This window comes from Sphingomonas jeddahensis (genome assembly GCF_001981525.1).
In the GTDB taxonomy this organism is placed as follows: Bacteria; Pseudomonadota; Alphaproteobacteria; order Sphingomonadales; family Sphingomonadaceae; genus Sphingomonas; species Sphingomonas jeddahensis.
The window spans coordinates 227,523-249,033 of record NZ_MPSB01000003.1; the positions used below are offsets into that span (position 1 = coordinate 227,523).

The window sequence follows — 21,511 nt, forward strand, 5'->3', positions numbered from 1 at the left end:
GGGCGTGAGGCCTCAATCGTCGCCAGTGACGCAACTCATGAAGTTGCGCACTGCCGGCGGCAGCGGTCCGTCGCGCCGGTGCGCGACGACCAGCTGTGCCTTCGGGCCATCGCCGGCGATCCGCGCATAGACCACGCCGTGCGCATGGAGCTGGCGCATCGATTCCGGTACCAGCGCGACGCCCACGCCCGCCGCGACGAGATTGACGGTGGAGGCCATTTGCGGCGCTTCCTGCGCGATGCGCGGCGAGAAGCCGGCGTTGCGGCACGCGGCGATGATGCTGTCGTACAGCAATCGGCCATTGCTTCGCGGATAGAGAATGAACGGGTCGCCGGCGAGATCGACCAGCTCGATGCTCGCGTTGCCCGCCAGCCGGTGCCGCGCAGGCAACGCAACCCACAGATCCTCGTCGGGCAGCCGGCGTGTCACCAGCCCGTCCGTGTCGCCGAGCGCGGGACGGAGAAAGGCGACGTCGACGCTGCCTTCCCCCATGGCCTCCAGCAGCCGTATGGTGGTTTGTTCGACGAGACGGATCGTCAGGTCGGGATGGCGTTCACGGAAGCGGCCGATGATCCGCGGCACGAGCGGGTTGAACGAGGCCGAACTGGTGAAGCCGATCGTCAGCGCGCCGATCTCGCCGCGCGCCGCGCGCCTGGCCGCTTGCACCGCCTGCTCCGCAGCCGCCACCGCCGCCTGCGCGAGCGGCATGAACGCTTCACCCGCATCGGTCAGCTCCACCCCGCGGGTCTGGCGGTGAAACAGCTGCACCCCCAGTTCCTGCTCAAGCAGCTTGATCTGCTGGCTCAATGGCGGCTGGCCGATGCCGAGCCGCGCGGCGGCGCGGGTGAAATGCCGCTCCTCGGCGATCGCGAGCGCATAGCGGAGATGTCGAAGTTCCATATCCAAATCTAATCGAAAATGCCTGAAGCCGCTATTAGACGTTATGGTATGGCGGCACTATCTCCGTAATCAAGCTTATGCCGGCCCAGCGCCGCATCGCGTCGGAGGGTTCATGAAGGTCGATTTCAGCCGCAATTTCATCGGGGGCGCTTGGGTCGACCCGCAGACCGATGCGACGCTGCCCGCGATCGATCCGGCCACCGGCAAGGCATTCGGGGCGATCCCGGATAGCAGCGATGCCGATGTCGATCTTGCGGTACGCGCCGCGCGCCGTGCCTTCGATGAGGGTGCCTGGGGCCGCACCACCGCGACTGAGCGCGGACGAATGCTGATCCGCCTAGGCGACCTCATCCTCGCCAATGCCGCCGAACTTTCAGCGATCGAGGCGAAGGACACCGGCAAGCCCAAGAGCGTCGCCGACGCCGACATCGTCGCACTGGCGCGCTATTTCGAATTCTACGGCGGGGCGGCGGACAAGCTGCATGGCGAGACGATCCCCTATCTCTCGGGCTATCACGTCGGCGTGGTCCACGAGCCGCATGGCGTCACCGGCCACATCCTGCCGTGGAATTACCCCGCGCAGATGTTCGGGCGCACGCTGGCGCCTTCGCTCGCGGTCGGTAATGCGACGGTGCTGAAACCTGCCGAGGATGCGTCCGCCAGTGCGCTTCGCCTTGCCGAGCTGGCGGCGGAGGCGGGCTTCCCCGAAGGCGCGCTCAACATCGTCACCGGTCGTGGCGCGACGGCAGGCGCGGCGCTGGCAGCGCATCACGGCGTCGACTTCATGTCGTTCACCGGCTCGCCGCAGGTCGGGCAGATCATCCAGAAGCTGTGCGCCGACCATTACATTACGTGCACGCTCGAACTCGGCGGCAAGTCGCCGCAGATCGTCTTCGCCGATGCCGATTTCGACGCTGCGATCCCGGTGATCGTCAAGGCGATCATCCAGAACAGCGGCCAGACCTGTTCAGCCGGCAGCCGCCTGCTGGTCGAGCGATCCGCGCATGACGCGTTTGTCGCGCGGCTCGCCGAGGCGTTCGCCAAGGTGCGCGTCGGCGCGCCGGAGATGGACCTCGACTGTGGCCCGATCATCACCGCCAGGCAGCAGGGGCGTGTGCAGGGGTTCCTCGATCAGGCGCGTGCGGACGGCATTCCGGTGCTGGCGGAGGGCGTGCTGGCCGACGGGATCGCCGCCGACGGTTTCTACGTGAAGCCGACATTGCTCGGCCCCGTACCGCGCGACAACGTCATCGCCCGTGAGGAAGTGTTCGGCCCGGTACTCACGGTGCTGCCGTTCGACGACGAGGCGGATGCCGTGCGCCTCGCCAACGACACCGATTACGGTCTCGTCGCCGCCGTCTGGACGCGGGACGGCGGGCGCCAGATGCGCATGGTCAAAAAAGTCCGGGCCGGACAGGTGTTCGTCAATTGCTACGGCGCAGGCGCCGGGATCGAGTTGCCGTTCGGCGGCTCGGGCAAGAGCGGGCACGGCCGCGAGAAGGGCTTCGCCGCGCTTCACGATTTCAGCAAGACCAAGACAATGGTGCTCAATCACGGCTGAGCTCGCCAGCGATTTCCCCAGGAGAGTGTAATGGATTTGAACGGCAAGACCGCGCTGATCACGGGCGCGGCGAGCGGCTTTGGCGAGGCCATGGCGCACCGCTTTGCTGCTCAGGGCGTGCGGGTCGCGATCGTGGACCTGAACCTCGACAAGGCGCAGGCCGTCGCCGACGCGATCGGCGCAGACAAGGCGATCGCCTTGCGCGCCGACGTCAGCAAGCGTGCCGACATCGAAGCGGTCGTCGCCGCCACCATCGAGCGGTTCGGCGTACCCGACATCGTCGTCAACAACGCCGGCTACACCCACAAGAACCAGCCCGCGCTTGAGGTGGACGAGGAGACGTTCGACCGCGTCCTCGCGGTCAACATCAAGGGCATCTACCTGATGGTGCAGTCCGTCGTGCCGGCGATGCGCGACAATGGCGGAGGCGTGATCCTGAACGTCGGGTCGGTATCCGGCATCCGCCCGCGCCCGGGCCTGAGCTGGTATGCCGGGTCGAAGGGCGCGACCAACGTCCTGTCCAAGGCGCTGGCGGTGGAGTTCGCGCCGATGAACATCCGCGTCAACGCGATCGCGCCCGTGATGGGCGTGACCGGCATGCTCGCCGATTTCATGGGCATGGAGGACACGCCCGAGAACCGCGGCAAGTTCCTCGCCTCGATCCCGCTCGGCCGGTTGTGCGAGCCGAACGACGTTGCCGAGGCCGCGCTGTACCTTGCCAGCGCCGACTACATCACCGGCGTCGAACTGCCCGTCGATGGCGGCCGCTCGGTTTGAACGGAGAAAGACACATGAAGGAAGGCAAAGCAGCCGTCATCCGCGAGAAGGCGTCGCCGCTCGCGGTGGAAACCGTCACCTTCGGCGCGCCGCGGGCGGATGAAGTGCTGGTGCGGATCGTCGGTACGGGCGTTTGTCACACCGACATGGTGGTCCGCGACCAGGGCTATCCCGTGCCGCTGCCGCTTGTCGCCGGGCATGAAGGGGCCGGCGTCGTGGAAGCGGTGGGCGAAAACGTGCGCACATTGGCCGTCGGCGACCATGTCGTGCTCGCGTTCGGCCATTGCGGCGCGTGCGGGAACTGCAAGGCCGGCAAGCCCGGCTATTGCGTCGAATTCTACGACCGCAACTTCAAGGGCGCGCGGATGGATGGCAGCCAGGCCATCTGCGACCATCACGGCCACGAACTCGGCAGCGCGTTCTTCGCGCAATCGAGCTTCGGCACCTACGCGATCGCCACCGAACGCAACGCGGTGAAGATCCGCCGCGACGTGCCGCTCGAGATGATGGGGCCGCTCGGTTGCGGCATCTCGACCGGCGCGGGTGCGGTGCTCAACGCGCTGAAGCCGCATGCCGGTGCGTCGATCGCGATCTTCGGCGCAGGCTCGGTCGGGCTGTCGGCGGTGATGGCCGCGGCGGCAATCGGGTGCACGACGATCATCGCCGTCGATCTGCATGACGCGCGGCTCGACCTGGCGCGCGAACTTGGTGCGACGCATGTCGTCAACGGCGGCACGGCGGATGCGGTGGAGGAAATCCGCAAGCTCACCGACGGGCGCGGCGCCGAATTCACCCTGGAATGCACCGGCGCTGCCAAGGTGCTGGTGCAGGCCGTGGAGGCGCTCAGCATCCCCGGCATATGCGGCCTGATCGGCGCGGCCGACATGGGCGTCGCTGCCAGCCTCGACATGAACACGCTGCTGTTCGGCCGCACCGTGCGCGGCATCATCGAAGGCGACAGCGTGCCGCAGGTGTTCATCCCGCAGTTGATCGAATTGTGGCGCGCCGGCCGCTTCCCGTTCGACAAGCTGATCCAATTCTACCCGCTCGATCAGATCAACCAGGCCATCGAGGATTCCGAATCCGGCCGGGTGCTGAAGCCGATCGTGCGGCCCTGACCATCATCAAAAGGAGAATAGACGTGAGCGCGGATATCACCGAACGCAGCACCGTCGCGGTCGATTTCGCCGGCCCTTATGGGCTGTCGATCGACGGCAAGCTGATCGAAACCAACAAAAGCTTCGACGTCTTCAACCCGGCGACCAACGAGGTCCTCGCGCAGGCGCCCGAAGGCACCGCCGAGCATATGGAAGCGGCGATCGCCGCGGCGAAGCGTGCCTTTCCGGCCTGGTCGGCGATGGACGCCGACGCGCGCGGCGCGCTGGTAGAGGCTTATGCCGACGCACTGGACGCCCACAAGGAGGAGCTGATCACGCTCCTGACGCAGGAACAGGGCAAACCGCGCCATTCGATGGCAAAGGGCGAGGTCGAAGCCGCGATCCACTGGGTGCGCGAAGTCGGAAAGCGCCGCCTGCCTGTCGAGGTGATCGAGGATACCGACAGCCATGTCGTCGAGGTCCATCATACGCCGCTGGGCGTGGTCGGGGCGATCACCCCCTGGAACTTCCCGGTGCTGCTCGGCCTGTGGAAGGTCGCGCCGTGCCTCGTCACCGGCAACACGATGGTGATGAAGCCGTCGCCCTACACGCCGCTGTGCACGCTGCGCTTCGGTGAGATCGCGCAGCAGGTGTTCCCGGCCGGCGTGCTCAACATCGTGTCGGGCGGCAACGATCTCGGTCAGCAGATGACCGAGCATCCCGACATTGCCAAGATCAGCTTCACCGGCTCCACCGCGACCGGCAAGAAGGTGATGGCCTCGGGCTCTACCAACCTGAAGCGCATCACGCTGGAACTGGGCGGCAATGACGCCGCGATCGTGCTGGCGGATGCCGATTGGCAGGCGATCGTACCCACCCTGTTCTGGGCCGCGTTCGGCAATTCGGGGCAATGGTGCATCGCCTCCAAGCGGCTCTACGTCCACCGCTCGATCCACGCGCAGTTCGTGGAAGCGTTCGTGGCCTATGCCCGTGACATCAAGGTCGGTGACGGCATGGATCCGGCCACCGGCCTCGGCCCGATCCAGAACAGGATGCAGTTCGGCAAGCTCAAGGACCTGTTCGCCGACGTGAAGGCCAACGGTTACGACGTGCCGCTCGGCGGCGAGATCGACGAGAGCCTCGCCGGCAACTTCGTCCCCGTCACCATCGTCAACAACCCGCCCGAGGACAGCCGCATCGTCAAGGAAGAGCCGTTCGGCCCGATCTTGCCGATCATCGCGTTCGACGATGTCGAGGAGGTGATCGCCAAGGCCAATGACTCACCTTTCGGCCTGGCCGGATCGGTGTGGGGGCGGGATCGCGATGCGGCGATCGCTGTGGCCAAGCGGCTGGAGACCGGCACCGTCTGGGTGAACGAAATTCACCTCCACGGCATCGACGTGCCGTTCGGGGGGCACAAGCAGTCCGGCTTGGGCGTGGAGAACGGCCGGGAAGGGTTGGCCGAATTCACCAACACCAAGACGTACATGTTCAAGAAGTAAGCGCGCGCGGCGCCCTCCGGACGGAGGGCGCCCCCGTCACACGGCACTGGAAAGATTGGGGAGGACGGGGACATGCGCCCGCTCGAAGGGATCACGGTCGTCAGCCTGGAACATGCGATCGCCGCGCCGTTCGCGACGCGCCAACTCGCCGACCTTGGCGCGCGCGTCATCAAGGTGGAGCGGCCCGGCGCCGGTGATTTCGCCCGCGCCTATGACGAACGCGTCAATGGCCTCGCGTCGCACTTCGTATGGACCAACCGGTCTAAGGAAAGCATCGCACTCGATCTCAAGAGCGAGGATGGGGTGGAGGCGCTGCGCCGGCTGATTGCGAAGGCGGACGTGTTGGTCCAGAACCTCGCGCCCGGTGCCACTGCCCGGATGGGCTTCGATGGGCCTACGCTCGCTGAGCGGTACCCGCAGCTGATCGTCTGCGAGATTTCTGGTTTTGGCCAGGACGGACCCGATCGCGATCGGAAAGCCTATGACCTGCTAATCCAGGCAGAGTCGGGGTTTCTCTCGGTGACGGGTACGCCGGGTGACGTGGTAAAGGCAGGCTGTTCGATCGCTGACATCGCGGCCGGCATGTACGCCTACACCAACATCCTCGCCGGACTGATTGAGCGCGGCCGCACCGGCAAGGGGCGCCACATCGACGTCTCCATGCTCGAGGCGATGGCGGAGTGGATGAGCTTTCCGCTCTATTACGCCTTCGACGGTGCCCCACAGCCGCCGCGGTCCGGGGCAGCCCATGCCACCATCTATCCCTATGGCCCCTTCGACACGGCCGACGGCGTGGTCTTGTTCGGCATCCAGAACGAGCGTGAATGGGCGTCCTTCTGTGAGAAGGTGTTGCGGCTTCCGACCGTTGCTACAAACCCGCTTTTCGCCACCAATTCGGCCCGGTCGGCCAATCGTGCCGCGCTTGCCGAAACGATCGCGGCGGTGCTCGGCAAGCAGCCCACCGCCGAGGTGATCGAGGCGCTCGATTCCGCGAAGATCGCGAACGCGCCGGTCAATGACATGGCCGGCTTGTGGTCGCACCGACAGCTAAAGGCGCGTCGACGATGGCGTGAGGTCGGCACCCAGGCGGGCGCCGTGCCTGCGCTGCTTCCGCCTGGGCAGGCTGACGCCCGGATGGACCCCGTTCCGGCTCCCGGTGAGCACACCGCCAAGATCCTTGCAGAGATTGGCATGTCGGTTGAAGCCGACGCATGAACGCTGCAACTCAGCGATCATCCGCTCGCATCGCCGACGCCCGGCACTTTTTATTCGTGCCGGGCAATCGGCCGGAGCGCTTCGACAAAGCGGTCGCAAGCGGCGCTGACGTCGTCATTCTCGATCTGGAGGATGCGGTTCCCGCCGCGGAAAAGGAGCTGGCGCGCGATGCGGTACGCCGTTGGCTCGATGCCGGTGGTGAAGCCGTGGTGCGGATCAACGCTGCGGACACGCCTTATGCTAGGGAGGACATCGCCCTTGCGCGTCATCCCAATGTGATCAGCATCATGCTGCCGAAGGCGGCGGCGGACTCGGCCCTGGCACAAGTCGCCGCTCTGTCGCCCGTTATTGCGCTGATTGAGACGGCGACCGGAGTCGCGTCGGTGGAAGCGGTGGCATCCTGCCCAGGCGTGGTCCGGCTGGCACTGGGAACGATCGATCTCGCGCTTGATCTCGACATCCTTTCGGACGACGACCGGCTGTTCGATCCCATTCGCCTTCGGTTTACCGTTGCCAGCAGGGCGGCCGGCATCGCCGCACCCGTCGAGGGCGTGACCGCCAACTTCAGGGATCGTGGAGCGAACGAGGCCGCGATGCGGCATGCGCGGGCTCTCGGGTTTCGCGCAAAGATGTGCATTCATCCGCAGCAGCTTGCGACGGTATCGGCCGCGCTACGTCCGAGTGAAAGCGAGATTGAACAGGCGCGGCGAATTGTCGCCGCAGACAATGCGTCCGGGGGCACCGCGGTCGCACTTGATGGCCGGATGATCGATCGCCCGGTCGTCGCCCGCGCACATCGCTTGTTGGCTGATGCCGCTGCTTGACACTATTCGAAATCTTTTGCCTGCCGCCATCACGGTGATCGGCATAGCGACGGCGGCAGCGATGCTGTCCGCATGGTGGTTGGCTCTGAGGATCGCGATCCCGAGGTCTGTGCCGCCAACATCCTGCAGAGACTGATCACCCGAGCGGCGCTGCAGAGCATCATCAACCGCCGGCCTACTCACATCAGCCAGCGAACGGCTTCGAGTGCTTGCCGCCGGGGAGCCGACAGCCGTGCCGGGCGTGAGTATCTAGTCCCTCTCAACGACGCCGCATTCGTGGCCGGGACGCCGGTGGTGCTGAAGTAACTGGCGTCGGCCGATCGGATGGGACGTTCTCACAGCCCTGAGGGCCACAACTCTTCTTTCCCCCGTTGCGCAACTTCGCCAGTGGCAACGACCGCCGAAGTCGTGTCGAACCATAGGAGTGCATCATATTGCTGCGCGAGCGAAGCTTCGGAGTAATGGCTCCAGCGCTCGGTCTCAGGGCGGTAGATCACGCCGATGTAACGCTCCAGCCGCTCCGCTTTGAGCGCGTCGCGCAGATAAGGCGATCCCGCGTCCTCGCGAAGATCAAGTAAGAAGCGCTTCACGCCACTATCATGCATGATCCGTTCGTAGCTGTCAGGGCGCGACGGATTCACCGGTTTGATCTTCATCGGCTCATCCCAGTCGTCGGCAGCTGCCACGGTGCCGGTGTGCGTTCCAAAGCCGATCAGACATGACGCGCCGTTGTAGCGTTCACGAACGAGCTGCCCCAGGTTCAGCTCGCCTCGGGTCTGCCCCATGTCGGTATGACGCGCGTCCCCGATATGACTATTGTGGGCCCAGACGACAACCTTCGCGTCGGGCCCATTGCGTTGAAGCAGAACCTCCAGTGTATCGGCCATGTGCTCGTCGCGAAGGTTCCAGCTGGCTGCCGAGCCATAATACATTGCCCGGTAATATGCCTCGGCGTTCGCCACCAATCGCGCATTCTGGGCGGCATCGAGGAACGAGTCCGGATCTCGAGATGCGTAGGTTTCTTCCTTGGCGAACAGGTCACGCAGCAACTGCAGAACCCCTGCCTCGCAACGCCCATGCCCCTCGCTAAGAGCCATACGGCCATAGATTGCTGGCTGCTCCCTCCACGGCTTCAAGCAACCATATAGCTTGCGCGCCTCCGCCGCAGCGACAGGATCGATGCGGTCGAGATAGCCGATCACCGCCGTAATCGAGGCGTTCATGTTGTAGAGATCGAGGCCGTGGAAACTGACCCGATCCGCTTCACCCCGCTTGCCATTGAAGTCTCTGAGCCACTTGATGAAGCTCTCAAACTCGGTGTTGCGCCACATCCAGGTAGGAAAGCGTGTGAATGGTCGCTCAGCTTCTGGCAGCGTCGGCTTTAGGCGCACGATCCGGTCAATCACCGCGGCGTCGGGCCAATCTGCCTCCACTGCCACCATCGTGAAACCGTGATGTTCGATTAGCCGACGCGTGATCGCGGCACGCGCCCGATAGAACTCGGCCGTCCCGTGGCTCGCCTCTCCCAAGCACACGACGCGGGCATCGCCGAAGCGGTCGAACATCGTCCCGAACGCCGGATCGTCAAAGTCCGGCAGCGGTTCGGCAGACTCCCTTACTAGATCGATGACTTGCTGCGTGTCAGCACCCACCATCGGCTCGCTCCTTCCGCCGCAGTCAACGAAGCGAACGTGCTGAAGTTCTCATCGGCGTGCTCGATTGGTATTTATTGTCTGCCCGGAGTGGAGCAGGCTTTCGCGCGCTCATGGCTGTTGTTTTAAGACCGGCCCGTAGCCAGAGGAGGCAGCGGCCTATAGTTTTCACAGGCGCGCTGGAACGCGAACAATGGTGGGACTCGGCAAAACGACAACGGCGTTCAGTGCCAGAGTTTGGCCTGGTTGAAAGGCGATCAGCTACGAAACGTCACCGTGACCGCACGCCGGCTGACCGTCTTTTCATGAGTGGCACGTGTAAGCGCCGAAGAGCGTGCGGTATGTTGCGAGACTGCCGGCGCGTAACCTACTTGTGGCCGCCATGACCAGCGTTCTGGTTATTGTCCTTGCTGGCCGTGTTGTCGCTGTTGTCCTGCTTCTTGTTGCCGCCTTGATCGTCCTTTCCGTTCTTGTGAAAGTCCCCCTTTTTCTTGTGGTCGGTCATCGTCTTTCTCCTGATGGAAACCGATAAACGCCCGGCGGGCGCGGAGTTTCCGGCAGCGCCGCAGCGACGCGGCCGCGCATGCTGGTGACCATCGCGCCCGCCACCGAAATGGCGCGCCCTGTCTGCGCGTCGCTGGTGAAGCAGGAGGACGACAAGGCCCCGGTACTAGTCGCAGCGTAAGCCGAGGCAGGCCGAAGGCGTCGGAGAGCGCAGTCGGTAGAAGGAGGGTATCACGTGTCAGAACTTCCAAATACCGCCTGAGTCCGAAAGGGCGTCCACAGATGGGTCTTGGGCGCCCCACACGATCACATGCTTCGCTTGGGCTTGCGCGGCTTAGGTATCGGCAGCTCGGCCGCGGTGACGCGCAGCAGCTCACCCAGCCACTCGGCGTCATCCCAGCGATCAGCCTCAATTAACAGGTGCGACTTGGCGCCTGGATACGGCGCCCCGTCAGACACTGGTTCCGCATGAACGCGACCGGATGCCGTCGGTTTAACGTAAAGGCGATCGTCGCAGACTGAGCCGATCATCTTGCCGTCGACATAGACGCCGTATTCGCCAAACATTGGCTTCGCAGATACCGTGCCGGCGCCGGTCGCTTGTTCAAGCAGGTAATCGACTGTGCGTTGTTGCGTCGCCATGCTTCAGCGTAACAGAGCGGCGTCGCGGTAAGCAACGGGCCCATCGCGCTTGCGTTCTATGTGGGACTCTAGCCGTCGTCCATTCACGTCCAAGCCCCGCTCGCACAGACAGTTAGTCGCCGTCTCTCGGGTCAGTAGCCAGATCTCAGTTGATCATCGGAAAATCGACAGATGCTTGGCAGGGGAGCTCGGATTCGAACCGAGGGCCTTCGGTTTTGGAGACCGACGCTCTAACCAGCTGAGCTACACCCCTGCAGCAACACCGCCCTTAGCGGCCGGCGCGCCAGTGTTCAAGCGGCGCGAATGGCGGGACGGGTGCGTATTGCGAGATCGCGTGCCTCTGCCACGGGCAGTGGCCGGCCGAAATGATAGCCCTGGATCTTGGAACAGCCGAGCGAGCGAATCAGCGTCAGTTGATCGGCGGTCTCCACACCTTCCGCCGTGGTCGCCATGCCGAGGCTGCCGGCAAGCGCCACCACTGCACGGATAATGGCAAGCGCCTCGGGCGTCCCCTTGGCAGCGGCAGTGACAAAGCTTCGATCGATCTTGATCGAGGAAAATTTCGTGCGCGAGAGATAGCCGAGCGACGAATAGCCGGTGCCGAAATCGTCGAGGCTGAGGCGGACGCCGAGTTCGAGGATACGTTCGAGCACCTTCAGCGCCCCAGTGCCTTCGCGCATGAACACGCTTTCGGTGACTTCGAGCTCCAACCGGTGCGGCGACAAGCCGGTGGTGGCGAGTGCCTGGGCGACGACCGCCACGAAATTGGGATTATGTAGTTGTTCGGGCGAGACGTTGACCGCCACCCGGATGTCGTCGGGCCAACGCGCGGCCTCCTCGCAGGCGGTGCGCACCACCCATTCGCCCATCGGGCCGATCAGCCTCGCTTCCTCGGCGAGCGGGATGAACTTGGCGGGCGAGATCGCGCCGAGCTCGGCATTGCGCCAACGCAGCAGCGCCTCGAATCCGGTGAGACGCTCGGTGCCCGCATCCACCACCGGCTGATAATCCAGGCTGAGTTCGCCGCGTTCCAGCGCCTTGCGGAGCGCGATCTCCAGCAAGCGACGCTCCTCCGCATCGACATGGAGCTGCGGTTCATAGGCGTGGAACACGCCGCCGCCGGCGTCCTTGGAGCGATACAGCGCCAGATCCGCCGAGCGGACCAGCGTTTCGGCGGTGCGGCCATCGCGCGGTGACGTGGCAACGCCGACCGACGCGCCGATGTAAAGCGTGTGCTGATCGACTTCATAGGGACGCGACAAGGTTTCGATGATTTTGCGGGCGAGCGCCTCGACACGCCCGGCATCACTGGCGTCGTTGACCACCACGGCGAATTCGTCACCGCCCAGTCGGCCGATCAGCTCATTATCGGTCATCAACTGTGCCAGCCGTTCGGACACGCGGCCAAGCAAGCGATCGCCGATCGGGTGGCCGAGCGTGTCGTTCACCGCCTTGAAGCGATCGAGATCGATCATCATGAAGGCGGCGCGGCTGCCCCAGCGATCCGCCTCGGCCAGCGCGCGGGCCAGAGCCTCGTTGACGAACAGACGGTTGGGCAGGCCAGTCAGCGTATCGAAGCGGGCCATGCGATTGATCTTGTCGGTCGAGGCGCGCTGTTCGGTGACATCGGAGCCGACGCCGCGGAAGCCGACAAAGTGGCCGCGCTCATCGAGTCGCGGGCTGGCGGTGATTTCCCACCAGCGCTGCTCGCCGCCGACGGTCACGGGCAAGGCGAGATCGCGGAACGCCTCGCGCCGCTTGAGCTTGTCGGCCAGCAATCGCAGGCCCGGCGCGAAATCGCCCGATTCCCAGCTTGGCCCGGCGAACGCCTGTAGCACCGGCATGCCCTCCAGATGCTCGGCCGGTTGGCCGAGCGCGTGGGCGAAGCGCGGGCTGACCTTGCACAAGCGTCGCTGCGTATCGGTTTCCCACAGCCAATCCGCGCCGGTATCCTCAAACTCGCCGAGTAGCAGACTGACGGTTTCGTGGCTGTCGGACAGGTTTAGTTCAAAGCTGCGCAGCATCACCAGGAAGCGTGCCCGACCGATGCAAACGACGATCAGCAGCGCGGCAAACAGCAAGGTGGCCACTGCGGACATGAAATCCTGTTGCAGCACCAGCAGCAATGCCGCGGCGAGCCCCACGCCGCCGATTAACGCCAGCGCGGCAAGCACGATCGGGGCCATGGCAAAGGCCGCGGCCGTCATCAGCACCGACAGGATCATCCACAAGTCAAAGGCGAGCCCAGGTGCCTGGGCGGCAAAGACCAGCGGAGGAAAGCTCCACATCGCAGCGAGACCCAGACCTTCCAGTGCTGTGTCACGCAATTCGTGCAGCGTGGCATAGCCTTCCTCGAGATGCTCGGTCCGTAAACGACGAACCGCAACAAATGCCGCAACCACAGCCAAGGTCACGCCCCAGGCGACCAGCCACCAGCGCGGCAGGCGATCGGCGAACAACATGCCGACGCCCACCCCGCCGGTGAGATTGGCGACAAGAAGGAACAGCGCCAACCGCCGCCCGGCAAAGAGCTGAGTCGCGCGCAGGCGACTCCATAGAACCGGATCCTCGCCCTCGCTGATGCCAAGTAATTGGCGAAGCGGAATGGGCGCGTGATGGGGGATCAATGGCGTGCTCACGCCCGGGGGAATAGGGCGCGAGGGTTTACTTATGGTTGCGGGAACGCCGCCGTTACGGACTTATTCAGCATCTGCGAACATGCGTTTGCGTATCGATCATTCGGAGGCTGACAGGCTGAAGCCCAGCCTCGGCACGTGAACGTTGACGCGGCCGGCCCGCGGATCGTCGCGTGCTATGGCCCAATGGTAGGGCGACGAACCGACCAGCCGGCCGCGAATGGGATCGCGGCCGTAATCGGTGGCGGCAACCGTCACCTCCCGGTTTGCCAGCGCCGCGTCGGCGGAAGCAAGGCTTGGTTCGTCCGGCGCGGCGTTGAGGGCCGCGGCGATCGCCTCTTCGCGGGTCCCGGTGCGTCGATCGCCGTGGCCGATGCCGCGAACGCGATCGTACCAGTCCATCAATCCCGGCAAATCCTCGAAAGCGGCGGCGGCGGGCGCGTGAAAGGAACGCACGAACCACAGATTGTAGAAGGCGCTGGCGTCGACGAGACCTGGGCGCTCGCCCGACAGAAAGGCACGGCCGTCTGTGAGTTGCTCGCTGATCAACGCGGCGTGCGCGCGAAGCTGGGCTGCCATATAGGGTACGGCAGCCTTCATGGCGGCGGGGTTGAACGGCTGTCCGCTCAATTGTTCGCGATCAGCGCGGAAGGCGGGGTCGACCGCATCGCCCAAGCCGCCAAAGATCACGCCCACTGCCGCCTGGAAGAAGGCGCGATCGGTCCATTGTGCCAGCGCCTGATCGATCCCCGGAGTGCCGGCGGGGAAGAGCGTCGGCGTGGGGAAGCGGCGTTCGAGCTCCCGGACGATGAGCACGCTGTCGCAATAGATGTCCGCGCCGATCTGCATCACGGGGATGCGACGATAGGCGCCGGTGAGCGCGAGCAGATCGGGCTTGGGCATGATCACCGGCTGATCCACCGCTGCCCAGGAGAGGCCCTTGATACCGAGGCAGATCCGTACCTTCTCCGAGAAGGGCGAGCTGTCATATTGGTGGACCAGAATGGTCATGGCGATCCTCAGAGCAAGGGCTTGTCGATCCGGCGCAGCGCGCGATCGAACAGCGAGATGGTGTGGGCGTGGAGTGCGTCACCGATCGGCTTGGGCGTCAGGCCGGCGCAGGCGCGGGCGTGGCTGCCCTCCAAGATCGCACCGAGCTTGAAAGGGGCGAGCACGGTGTACCAGCGCGCTTCGGCCGCGGTGCGGCCGGTGGCGGTGAGATAGCGATCGGCGATCTCGGCTAGGCTGGGGAATCCGTCCCAGGGCGTGACCGACACGCGCGGGTTGGGCTCGTCGGGATCGCGCCACGTCGCAGTGAGCCAGCCGAGATCGAGCATGGGATCGCCGCGGCTGGCGAGTTCCCAATCGACGATCGCCGCCAACGCTGGCGAATCGGGGCGGTACATGACGTTGGCTAGGTGATAATCGCCATGGATCAGGCCCGGCTGCATAGTGGCCGGCCGGTTCGCCTCCAGCCAGGCGCAGATCGCCTCAACCTGCGGCAATTCGGTATAGCCGGTCCAACCCTCGAACTTGGCATAGCCGTCGAGCTGCGCGCGCCAGCGTGGCACCTGGCGTTCGAGCCAGCCGTCCAGCTTGCCGAGATCGTCGAGCCCCGCCTCGTGCGGGTCGATCCGCGACAGGGCGACGGCGCCGTCGACGATCGCCTCGCCCATCTGTCGGCGGACGTCGGCGCTGTTGGCGTGCAATTCGGGCAGGCCCTGCGTGGCGTTGAAGCCCTCAACCGGCTCCATCAGGTAGAAAGCGGTGCCCAGCACGGCAGGATCGGGCTCCCCGGCGATGAAGCCTGGATGCGGCACGTCAGAACCGGCAAGTGCCGCGAGCACCTTCATCTCGCGGCGCATCACTTCGTCGCTTTCCGGGCGCGGGCGGCGCGGCGGCCGGCGCAGGACATAGGTGCGGCCAGCGCGGTCGAAGCGGAGCAGGATGTTCTGCGTGCCGCCACCCAGGGTCTCGGCGTGCTCGATCGGGCCGTCGCCGAGCGACTTGCCATCCATCCAGCGCGCGAGCGTATCCAGGTCGATCAGCTCCGCCCATGCTTCGCGGTCGTGCGCCAGCGCTGCCATGGTCTCTCCTAAGTCGTTTGCTTTACCATAAGCGACAGGCGGCGAGCGTCAATCTAAGCCATTCGACTTGAACCCGGCGCGCGCTTGGCCGATGGTTCGGCCGCATGAACCTTGCGCGTCCCCAATCCGCCGGCCGTGGCGGCACCACCCGTAACGAACTGAAGCGCGCCGCCCGGCGGCTGTTCGCGGAACGCGGCATTGCGGCGGTCGGCATGCGCGAGATCGTCGAGGCGGCGGGGCAGCGCAACGCGGCCGCGGTGCATTATTATTTTGGCAGCAAGGACGATCTGCTCCGCGAGCTGGTGGTCGAGGGCGCAGACCTGATCGACACAACCCGCATGCGGATGATCGACGAGGCGGAGGCGCAAGGCGACCTCACCTTGCGCGACGTGGTGCGGGCGCTGGTCATTCCCAACGCCGAACTGGCCGGGGAGACGGGAGAGGGGGAAACCTATTTCCGTTTCATGACCAGCATGCAGACCGAGCGGCGGCAGATGTTCGATCAATGGGCGGGCGGCGAGCATTCGGCCGGCTATGTGCGCTGTCTGGCGCATTTCCATCGCTTGCTGGCCGATCTGCCCCATGCGCTGGTCAACCAGCGATTGCTGTTCGCGGGCCTGTCGCTGCGCACCCTGCTGGCCGGTCGCGAAACCGCGCGGGATGCCGGCGCGGGGGCCGATCACCCTTATTGGGGCGAGCCGGTCGCGCTGGCGGGAATGATCGACGCCGTCGAGGCGATCCTGCTGGGGCCAGCCAAAAGAGGCTGAGCGCTTGCCGTGGGGCGCGATGCGCGCCAGATCAGCGGCAATGCCTTATGCGCCCGAAGTGCAGACGATCGCGCAGACGATCCAGCTATCCGTCAGCCCCGTGTTCATGCTCGCCGGCATTGGCGCGCTGCTCAACGTGCTTGCGGGGCGGCTGTCGCGCGTGGTCGATCGATCGCGCGCGTTGGAGGCGCTGCATCCGCGCTCCACCGGACCGGAACATGATCGCTATGTCGCGGAGCTGCGGCTGCTCGACCGGCGGATGGCCAACATCAACTCGGCGCTGTTCCTGGCGGTATCCTCTGCGGTGATGACGTGCGTGGTGGTGGCGACCTTGTTCGTGGCCGTGCTTTCCGGGCTGCACATCGGCCAGTTCGTGGCGGTCTCTTTCATTCTCGCCATGGCACTGCTGATCGCCAGCCTCGTTCTGTTCATGATCGAGGTGCGCATGTCGATCCGGGCGATCCAGGTCCGCGACGAATTGCTGCGCTGAGGAATTCGAACCGATGATGATCCTCAAGGCGCTGGGCGCGATCCTGTTGTTCCTTCTGATCGCGCTCGGCCTAGCGATCACGATCGTGCCGCGCTTCCTCGACCGCATCTATTACGAGGGGCCGGCGAGCGACCATTATGATGGAGCCCGCTTCTTCAACCCGGATGGGGATGCAGACACGGCCGCGTCACCGACGGGCGGAAGCCGCGCAGGCTTTTTCTGGCGCTATCTGACCGGCAACGACGGGCGACCCGAATGGCCCGAGCGGGTGACGGTAAGGCCGGGCAAACCCAAGCCGCGCGTCGAGGGCGAGCGGATGGTGGTCACCTGGATCGGCCATGCCAGCGTGCTGGTGCAGACGCAGGGGCTCAACATCCTGACTGATCCGGTGTGGTCGGATCGCGCGGGGCCGCTCGGCTTCGGGCCGACGCGCGTGACGGCACCGGGTGTTCGCTTCGAGGATCTGCCGAAGATCGATCTCGTGCTGGTCAGCCACAATCACTACGACCATCTCGACAAGACCACTCTGAAGAGATTGTGGGAGCGCGATCGACCGCTGATCGTCACCAGCCTGGGCAATGACAGCGTGATCGGGCAAACCGGCGCTGAGGCCACCGCGCTTGATTGGGGGCGGAGGCTGGCGGTGAAGCCCGGAGTCGAGGTGGTGGTGGCGCGCAATCACCATTGGGGCAGCCGGTGGTTCACCGACCGCAATCGCGCGCTCTGGTCCGCCTTCACCGTGAAGCTGCCGGGCGGTAATCTGTTCTTCGCGGGCGATACCGGGCTGGGCGACGGCGAATGGCCGCGCGAGGCGGCGGCGGAGGGGCCGATCCGGCTGGCGCTGATCCCGATCGGGGCGTTCCGATTCGTGCCGGGCCAGATGGGGGCGGGCAGCCATATCGGGCCGGCGGATGCCGTGCGGGTGTTCGACCGGCTTGGCGCTTCGACCGCGATCCCGATCCACTGGGGAACGTTCCGGCTGAGCTATGAGGCGCGCGAGACGCCGCCGCGAATGCTCGAGACGGTCCTGCGCGCGACCGGCGGCGATCCCTCGCGGTTCGCGCCGGTGGAGATCGGCGCGCCGTTCGAGGTGCCGGCCTATGCGGCGCCCGCGCGGCGGCCGGACGAGGCGCGGATCGCGGCGGCGCTCGAATCGCCTGAGGTGACGGCGCTGCGCTGATGGCCGGTGATCTGCCGATCCACGCCGTTTTGCCGGACCTGCTCGGCGTGCTGCGTGCCCGCTCGTCCGCGGTGCTGGTCGCGCCCCCCGGGGCGGGCAAGACCACCGCGGTGGCGCCGGCGCTGCTCGCCGAGCCGTGGTGCAGCGGCGAGGTGCTGCTGCTGTCGCCCCGCCGGCTGGCGGCGCGCGCCGCGGCGGAGCGGATGGCGGCGCTGGCGGGGGAGCCGGTCGGGCGGACCTACGGCTACGCCACGCGGCTCGATACGAAGCGATCGGCCGATACGCGCGTCACGGTGGTGACCGAGGGGATCTTCACCGCCCGCATCCAGCGCGATCCGGAGCTGGCGGGCGTATCTGCGGTGCTGTTCGACGAAGTGCATGAGCGCAGCCTCGACGGCGATTTCGGGCTCGCGCTGGCGCTCGATGCGCAAGTGGGGCTGCGCGAGGATCTGCGGCTGGTCGCGATGTCGGCCACGCTTGATGGCGCGCGGTTTGCGGCGCTGATGGATGGCGCGCCGGTGGTGGAAAGCGAGGGGCGCAGTTGGCCGCTCGACGTGCGGCACCTCGGGCGGACGCATGATCGTATCGAGGATGCGGTCGCCTCCGCTGTGCGGCTGGCGCTCGGCGAGGCGGAGGGCGGGGTGCTCGCCTTTCTGCCCGGCGTTGCGGAGATCGAGCGGACGGCGGAGCGGCTGGAGGGGGTGCCCGGCGTCGCGCTCCACCGGCTGCACGGGAGCCTCGATCCGGCGGCGCAGCGCGCGGCGATCCGCGCTGAGCCGGGGAATGCGCGCAAACTGGTGTTGGCGACGTCGATCGCGGAGACCAGCCTGACGCTCGACGGCATTCGCGTGGTGATCGATTCGGGGCTGGCGCGGCGGCCTAGATATGACCGCGCGGCAGGGATGACGCGGCTGGTGACCGAACGCGCTAGTCAGGCGTCGGCGACTCAGCGCGCCGGGCGCGCGGCGCGGCAGGGGCCGGGAGTGGCGTATCGCTTGTGGGAGGAGGCGGCGACCGCCGGGCTGCCGCGCTTCGACCCGCCCGAGATCATAGAGGCGGACCTGTCCGCGCTGGTGCTGGCGAGCGCGATCTGGGGGGTGGCCGATCCGCGCGATCTGTCGTGGATCGATCCGCCGCCTGAGGCCGCGGTGAGCGAGGCACGGGCGCGGCTGGCGGCGCTGGAGGCGCTGGACCTGGATGGGCGGCCGACTGCGCATGGCCGCGCGATCGCCGCGCTGCCGATGCCGCCGCGGCTGGCGCATATGCTGGTGCGGGCGGGCGAGATCGGGCTTGGCGGTGTCGCCGCGGAAGTGGCGGTATTGCTCGGCGAGCGCGGGCTGGGCGGGAATGATGCCGACCTGGAACTGCGCGCGCGGCGCTGGCGGGGGGATCGTTCGCCCAAGGCGCAGGCGGCAAGGAAGCTGGCGGAGCGGTGGGCCAAACTCCCTCTCCCCTTCAGGGGAGAGGGCAGGGGAGAGGGGCAGTCAGGGGCGTCATCGCTCGTGACTGCCCCTCTTCCATCCCTCTCCCCGGAGAGGAGAGGGCTATCGATCGCCGTTGCGCTCGCCTTTCCGGATCGGATCGCGCGCCGGCGGGATGCAAGCGGGGAGCGTTGGGCGTCGGTTGGCGGACGCGGGTTCAAGCTCGATCCCGCGTCCACGCTCGCGCGCGAGGAATGGCTCGCGGTGGCCGAGACGCAGGGGATGGCGGCCGGTGCGCGTATCCTTTCCGCCGCGGCGATCGACGAGGAAACGGTCGCGGCACTGTTCGGCGAGCGGATCGAGACTCGGCGGCTGGCCGAGTTCGACCCGGTGAACGGATCGGTGCGCCCGATCCGCGAGCGCCGACTTGGCGCAGTCCGACTGTCGAGCGGCCCCGACAGCAACGCCGATCCCGCGGCGATCGAAGCCGCGCTGGTCGAAGGCGTGCGCACGCATGGCCTAGGCCTGCTGCCGTGGAGCGACGGCGCGGCGGCGTTCCGACAGCGCGCAATTTACGCCGGGCTGCCGTTCGATGACGAGGCCCTTATGTCGCGGCTGGACGACTGGCTGCCGGTGCTAGTCGCGGGGCGGCGCCGGCTCGATGCGATCCCGCCCGGCGCGCTGACGGACGCGTTGCGCAACCTGCTGTCGTGGGACGAGCTCCAACGCATCGAACGGAGCGCGCCGTCACACTTCACCAGCCCCGCCGGCAGCAGCCATGCGATCGACTATGGCGCGGAAGGCGGCCCCAAGGTCGAGCTACGCGTGCAGGCGCTGTTCGGACTCGCCGAGCATCCGACCGTCGGCGCCGATCGCGTGCCATTGGTGTTGTCGCTCACCTCCCCGGCGGGGCGACCGATCCAGACGACGCGCGATCTGCCCGGCTTCTGGGGAGGAAGCTGGGCGGCGGTGGCGAAGGAAATGCGCGGCCGCTACCCGCGCCACCCCTGGCCTGACGATCCCGCCGGCGCATCCGCGACGCTGCGGACGAAAAATGCCGATGCAAGAGCGCGCGGATCGCGATAAGGACGCCGACATGTCGACCGCCCGTATCTTTCAGCGCCCGAAGAACGCCATGCAATCGGGCAAGGCTCGCACCGACCATTGGCAGCTCGAATTCGAACCCGGCGAGGCGCAGCGCCCCGATCCGCTGACCGGCTGGGCCGGCAGCGGCGACACGCGCGGCCAGATCCGCCTCGGCTTTCCGACGCTTGAGGCAGCGACCGCTTATGCCGAGCGTGAGGGGATCGCCTACACGGTGGTGTCCGCGCCGGAGAAGACGCTGAAGCTGCAAAGCTACGCGGACAATTTCAAGTAAGCGGCGCTCCGGCCGGCGGCGACCGGCGGTGTTCGGACAGGATCACTGTCGTCTCCACGGCAGTGACGCCGTCCAGACCGCTCAGGCGATCGGCCAGCCCGGATAGTGCCTGCGGCGAATCGGCGGAGACGAGCAGGACCGCGTCGCGATCCCCTGCGATCGAGAAAATCCGCTCGATCTGCGGCCAGCCACGCAGCTGGTCGATGACGCGCGCGCAGGGTCGGACGCCGATCGACAGCGTGACGAACGCAGAGACGCGGCCGATCGTGTCCGGAGCGACGAGTGTCGCATAGCCCAGGATCACGCCGTCGCGTTCCAGCCGCGCCAGACGGGCCTGCACCGCCGTCCGAGAGAGATGGAGGTCGCGCGCGATCGCAGCCGCGGGCCGACGTGCGTCAGTGGCAAGGATCGCCACGATCCGGCGGTCGGTGTCGTCCAGCCGCTTGTCGATCCGGTTCATGCCTTCGCATCGCCGTCAATCACGGCGCTTCGCAATCTGGCCAGTGGTTCGCCTCCGCCGCATCTGTGCGCCCGGAATGGAGGTGGGAATGAAACTTGTCGAGGCGCATCAGTTCACGGGGCGGCGGGCATGGGATGCCCTGCCGCTCGCCCGGATCGGCGACGTCACCGTTCGGCTGCATTGGACGGACCAGCCCTATGTCTGGCACGTCAATGAAGGCGAGGAGATTTTCGCCGTGCTGGACGGCGTGGTGGACATGCACGTGCGCGTGGATGGCGCGGAGTGTGTCCATCGGATGGTCGCCGGTTCGATCTTCCATGCCGAGCCAGGCGACGCGCACCGGGCGGTGCCGATCGGGGCCGCGCGAATTCTGGTGGTCGAGCGGGCGGGGAGCATCTGAGCGGCGCCGGCGGCGGGC

General features: G+C 66.3%; 20 protein-coding genes and 1 tRNA gene. 12 read left to right on the forward strand and 9 right to left on the reverse strand.

What is annotated here, in order from left to right; all coding sequences use genetic code 11:
• Nucleotides 1–12: 12 nt before the first annotated feature.
• Nucleotides 13–900, reverse strand: coding sequence for a LysR family transcriptional regulator (locus SPHI_RS05115; RefSeq protein ID WP_076743812.1), 888 nt, complete (start codon nt 898–900; stop codon nt 13–15).
• A gap of 112 nt (nt 901–1,012) precedes the next feature.
• Here SPHI_RS05115 and SPHI_RS05120 point away from each other — a divergent pair, with 112 nt between their 5' ends.
• From SPHI_RS05120 to SPHI_RS05145, 6 genes are all read left to right on the forward strand, one after another.
• Entirely contained in the window at nt 1,013–2,461 is a 1,449-nt protein-coding gene (locus SPHI_RS05120) for an aldehyde dehydrogenase family protein (protein WP_076743813.1), read from the forward strand.
• A 30-nt stretch (nt 2,462–2,491) separates the two neighbouring features.
• Entirely contained in the window at nt 2,492–3,238 is a 747-nt protein-coding gene (locus SPHI_RS05125) for a glucose 1-dehydrogenase (RefSeq protein ID WP_076743814.1), read from the forward strand.
• Between the two features lie 14 nt (nt 3,239–3,252).
• Nucleotides 3,253–4,356, forward strand: coding sequence for an NAD(P)-dependent alcohol dehydrogenase (locus SPHI_RS05130; protein ID WP_076743815.1), 1,104 nt, complete (start codon nt 3,253–3,255; stop codon nt 4,354–4,356).
• 23 nt (nt 4,357–4,379) lie between these two features.
• Nucleotides 4,380–5,837 carry an aldehyde dehydrogenase family protein gene (locus SPHI_RS05135; RefSeq protein WP_233130696.1) on the forward strand — a complete coding sequence of 486 codons (1,458 nt, stop codon included), beginning with the start codon at nt 4,380–4,382 and terminating at the stop codon, nt 5,835–5,837.
• 72 nt (nt 5,838–5,909) lie between these two features.
• Nucleotides 5,910–7,052, forward strand: coding sequence for a CaiB/BaiF CoA transferase family protein (locus SPHI_RS05140; RefSeq protein WP_076743816.1), 1,143 nt, complete (start codon nt 5,910–5,912; stop codon nt 7,050–7,052).
• Entirely contained in the window at nt 7,049–7,876 is an 828-nt protein-coding gene (locus SPHI_RS05145; protein ID WP_076743817.1) for an HpcH/HpaI aldolase/citrate lyase family protein, read from the forward strand. The genes SPHI_RS05140 and SPHI_RS05145 overlap by 4 nt, the downstream gene beginning before the upstream one ends.
• Nucleotides 7,877–8,211: 335 nt before the next feature.
• On the opposite strand, the gene SPHI_RS05155 is transcribed toward SPHI_RS05145, so the two are convergent.
• From SPHI_RS05155 to SPHI_RS05180, 7 genes are all read right to left on the reverse strand, one after another.
• On the reverse strand, nt 8,212–9,531 hold the full coding sequence (locus SPHI_RS05155; RefSeq protein ID WP_076743819.1) for an erythromycin esterase family protein: 1,320 nt from the start codon (nt 9,529–9,531) through the stop codon (nt 8,212–8,214).
• Between the two features lie 364 nt (nt 9,532–9,895).
• Nucleotides 9,896–10,033: a hypothetical protein gene (locus SPHI_RS14935; protein WP_158049619.1), complete on the reverse strand. Its 138-nt coding sequence runs from the start codon at nt 10,031–10,033 to the stop codon at nt 9,896–9,898.
• Nucleotides 10,034–10,338: 305 nt separating this feature from the next.
• Nucleotides 10,339–10,674, reverse strand: a complete 336-nt coding sequence (locus SPHI_RS05160) for a TfoX/Sxy family protein (RefSeq protein ID WP_076743820.1) — start codon at nt 10,672–10,674, stop codon at nt 10,339–10,341.
• 176 nt (nt 10,675–10,850) lie between these two features.
• Nucleotides 10,851–10,927: transfer RNA gene (locus tag SPHI_RS05165), tRNA-Trp, on the reverse strand.
• Between the two features lie 37 nt (nt 10,928–10,964).
• Nucleotides 10,965–13,301, reverse strand: coding sequence for a putative bifunctional diguanylate cyclase/phosphodiesterase (locus tag SPHI_RS05170; protein ID WP_233130698.1), 2,337 nt, complete (start codon nt 13,299–13,301; stop codon nt 10,965–10,967).
• A gap of 108 nt (nt 13,302–13,409) precedes the next feature.
• On the reverse strand, nt 13,410–14,321 hold the full coding sequence (locus SPHI_RS05175; RefSeq protein WP_076743822.1) for a glutathione S-transferase family protein: 912 nt from the start codon (nt 14,319–14,321) through the stop codon (nt 13,410–13,412).
• An 8-nt stretch (nt 14,322–14,329) separates the two neighbouring features.
• Nucleotides 14,330–15,397 (reverse strand): phosphotransferase family protein, encoded by a 1,068-nt coding sequence (locus SPHI_RS05180; protein WP_076743823.1) that lies wholly within the window; start codon nt 15,395–15,397, stop codon nt 14,330–14,332.
• 104 nt (nt 15,398–15,501) lie between these two features.
• On the opposite strand from SPHI_RS05180, the gene SPHI_RS05185 reads away from it, so the two are divergent.
• The 5 genes from SPHI_RS05185 to SPHI_RS05205 are packed head-to-tail and all read left to right on the forward strand — an operon-like array spanning nt 15,502 to nt 20,633.
• Nucleotides 15,502–16,164, forward strand: a complete 663-nt coding sequence (locus SPHI_RS05185; RefSeq protein ID WP_076743824.1) for a TetR/AcrR family transcriptional regulator — start codon at nt 15,502–15,504, stop codon at nt 16,162–16,164.
• Nucleotides 16,165–16,183: 19 nt separating this feature from the next.
• Complete coding sequence (locus SPHI_RS05190) at nt 16,184–16,654, forward strand: DUF2721 domain-containing protein (protein ID WP_408640474.1); 471 nt, start codon at nt 16,184–16,186, stop codon at nt 16,652–16,654.
• A gap of 13 nt (nt 16,655–16,667) precedes the next feature.
• Nucleotides 16,668–17,834 carry an MBL fold metallo-hydrolase gene (locus SPHI_RS05195; RefSeq protein WP_076743826.1) on the forward strand — a complete coding sequence of 389 codons (1,167 nt, stop codon included), beginning with the start codon at nt 16,668–16,670 and terminating at the stop codon, nt 17,832–17,834.
• Nucleotides 17,834–20,341: an ATP-dependent helicase HrpB gene (hrpB, locus tag SPHI_RS05200; RefSeq protein ID WP_076743827.1), complete on the forward strand. Its 2,508-nt coding sequence runs from the start codon at nt 17,834–17,836 to the stop codon at nt 20,339–20,341. The genes SPHI_RS05195 and hrpB overlap by 1 nt, the downstream gene beginning before the upstream one ends.
• Before the next feature lie 10 nt (nt 20,342–20,351).
• Complete coding sequence (locus SPHI_RS05205) at nt 20,352–20,633, forward strand: ETC complex I subunit (RefSeq protein ID WP_076743951.1); 282 nt, start codon at nt 20,352–20,354, stop codon at nt 20,631–20,633.
• Here the strand turns inward: SPHI_RS05205 and SPHI_RS05210 are convergent.
• Nucleotides 20,626–21,093, reverse strand: coding sequence for an Lrp/AsnC family transcriptional regulator (locus SPHI_RS05210; protein WP_083719804.1), 468 nt, complete (start codon nt 21,091–21,093; stop codon nt 20,626–20,628). The genes SPHI_RS05205 and SPHI_RS05210 overlap by 8 nt on opposite strands.
• Before the next feature lie 88 nt (nt 21,094–21,181).
• Here SPHI_RS05210 and SPHI_RS05215 point away from each other — a divergent pair, with 88 nt between their 5' ends.
• On the forward strand, nt 21,182–21,493 hold the full coding sequence (locus tag SPHI_RS05215; protein WP_076743828.1) for a cupin domain-containing protein: 312 nt from the start codon (nt 21,182–21,184) through the stop codon (nt 21,491–21,493).
• Nucleotides 21,494–21,511 lie beyond the last annotated feature (18 nt).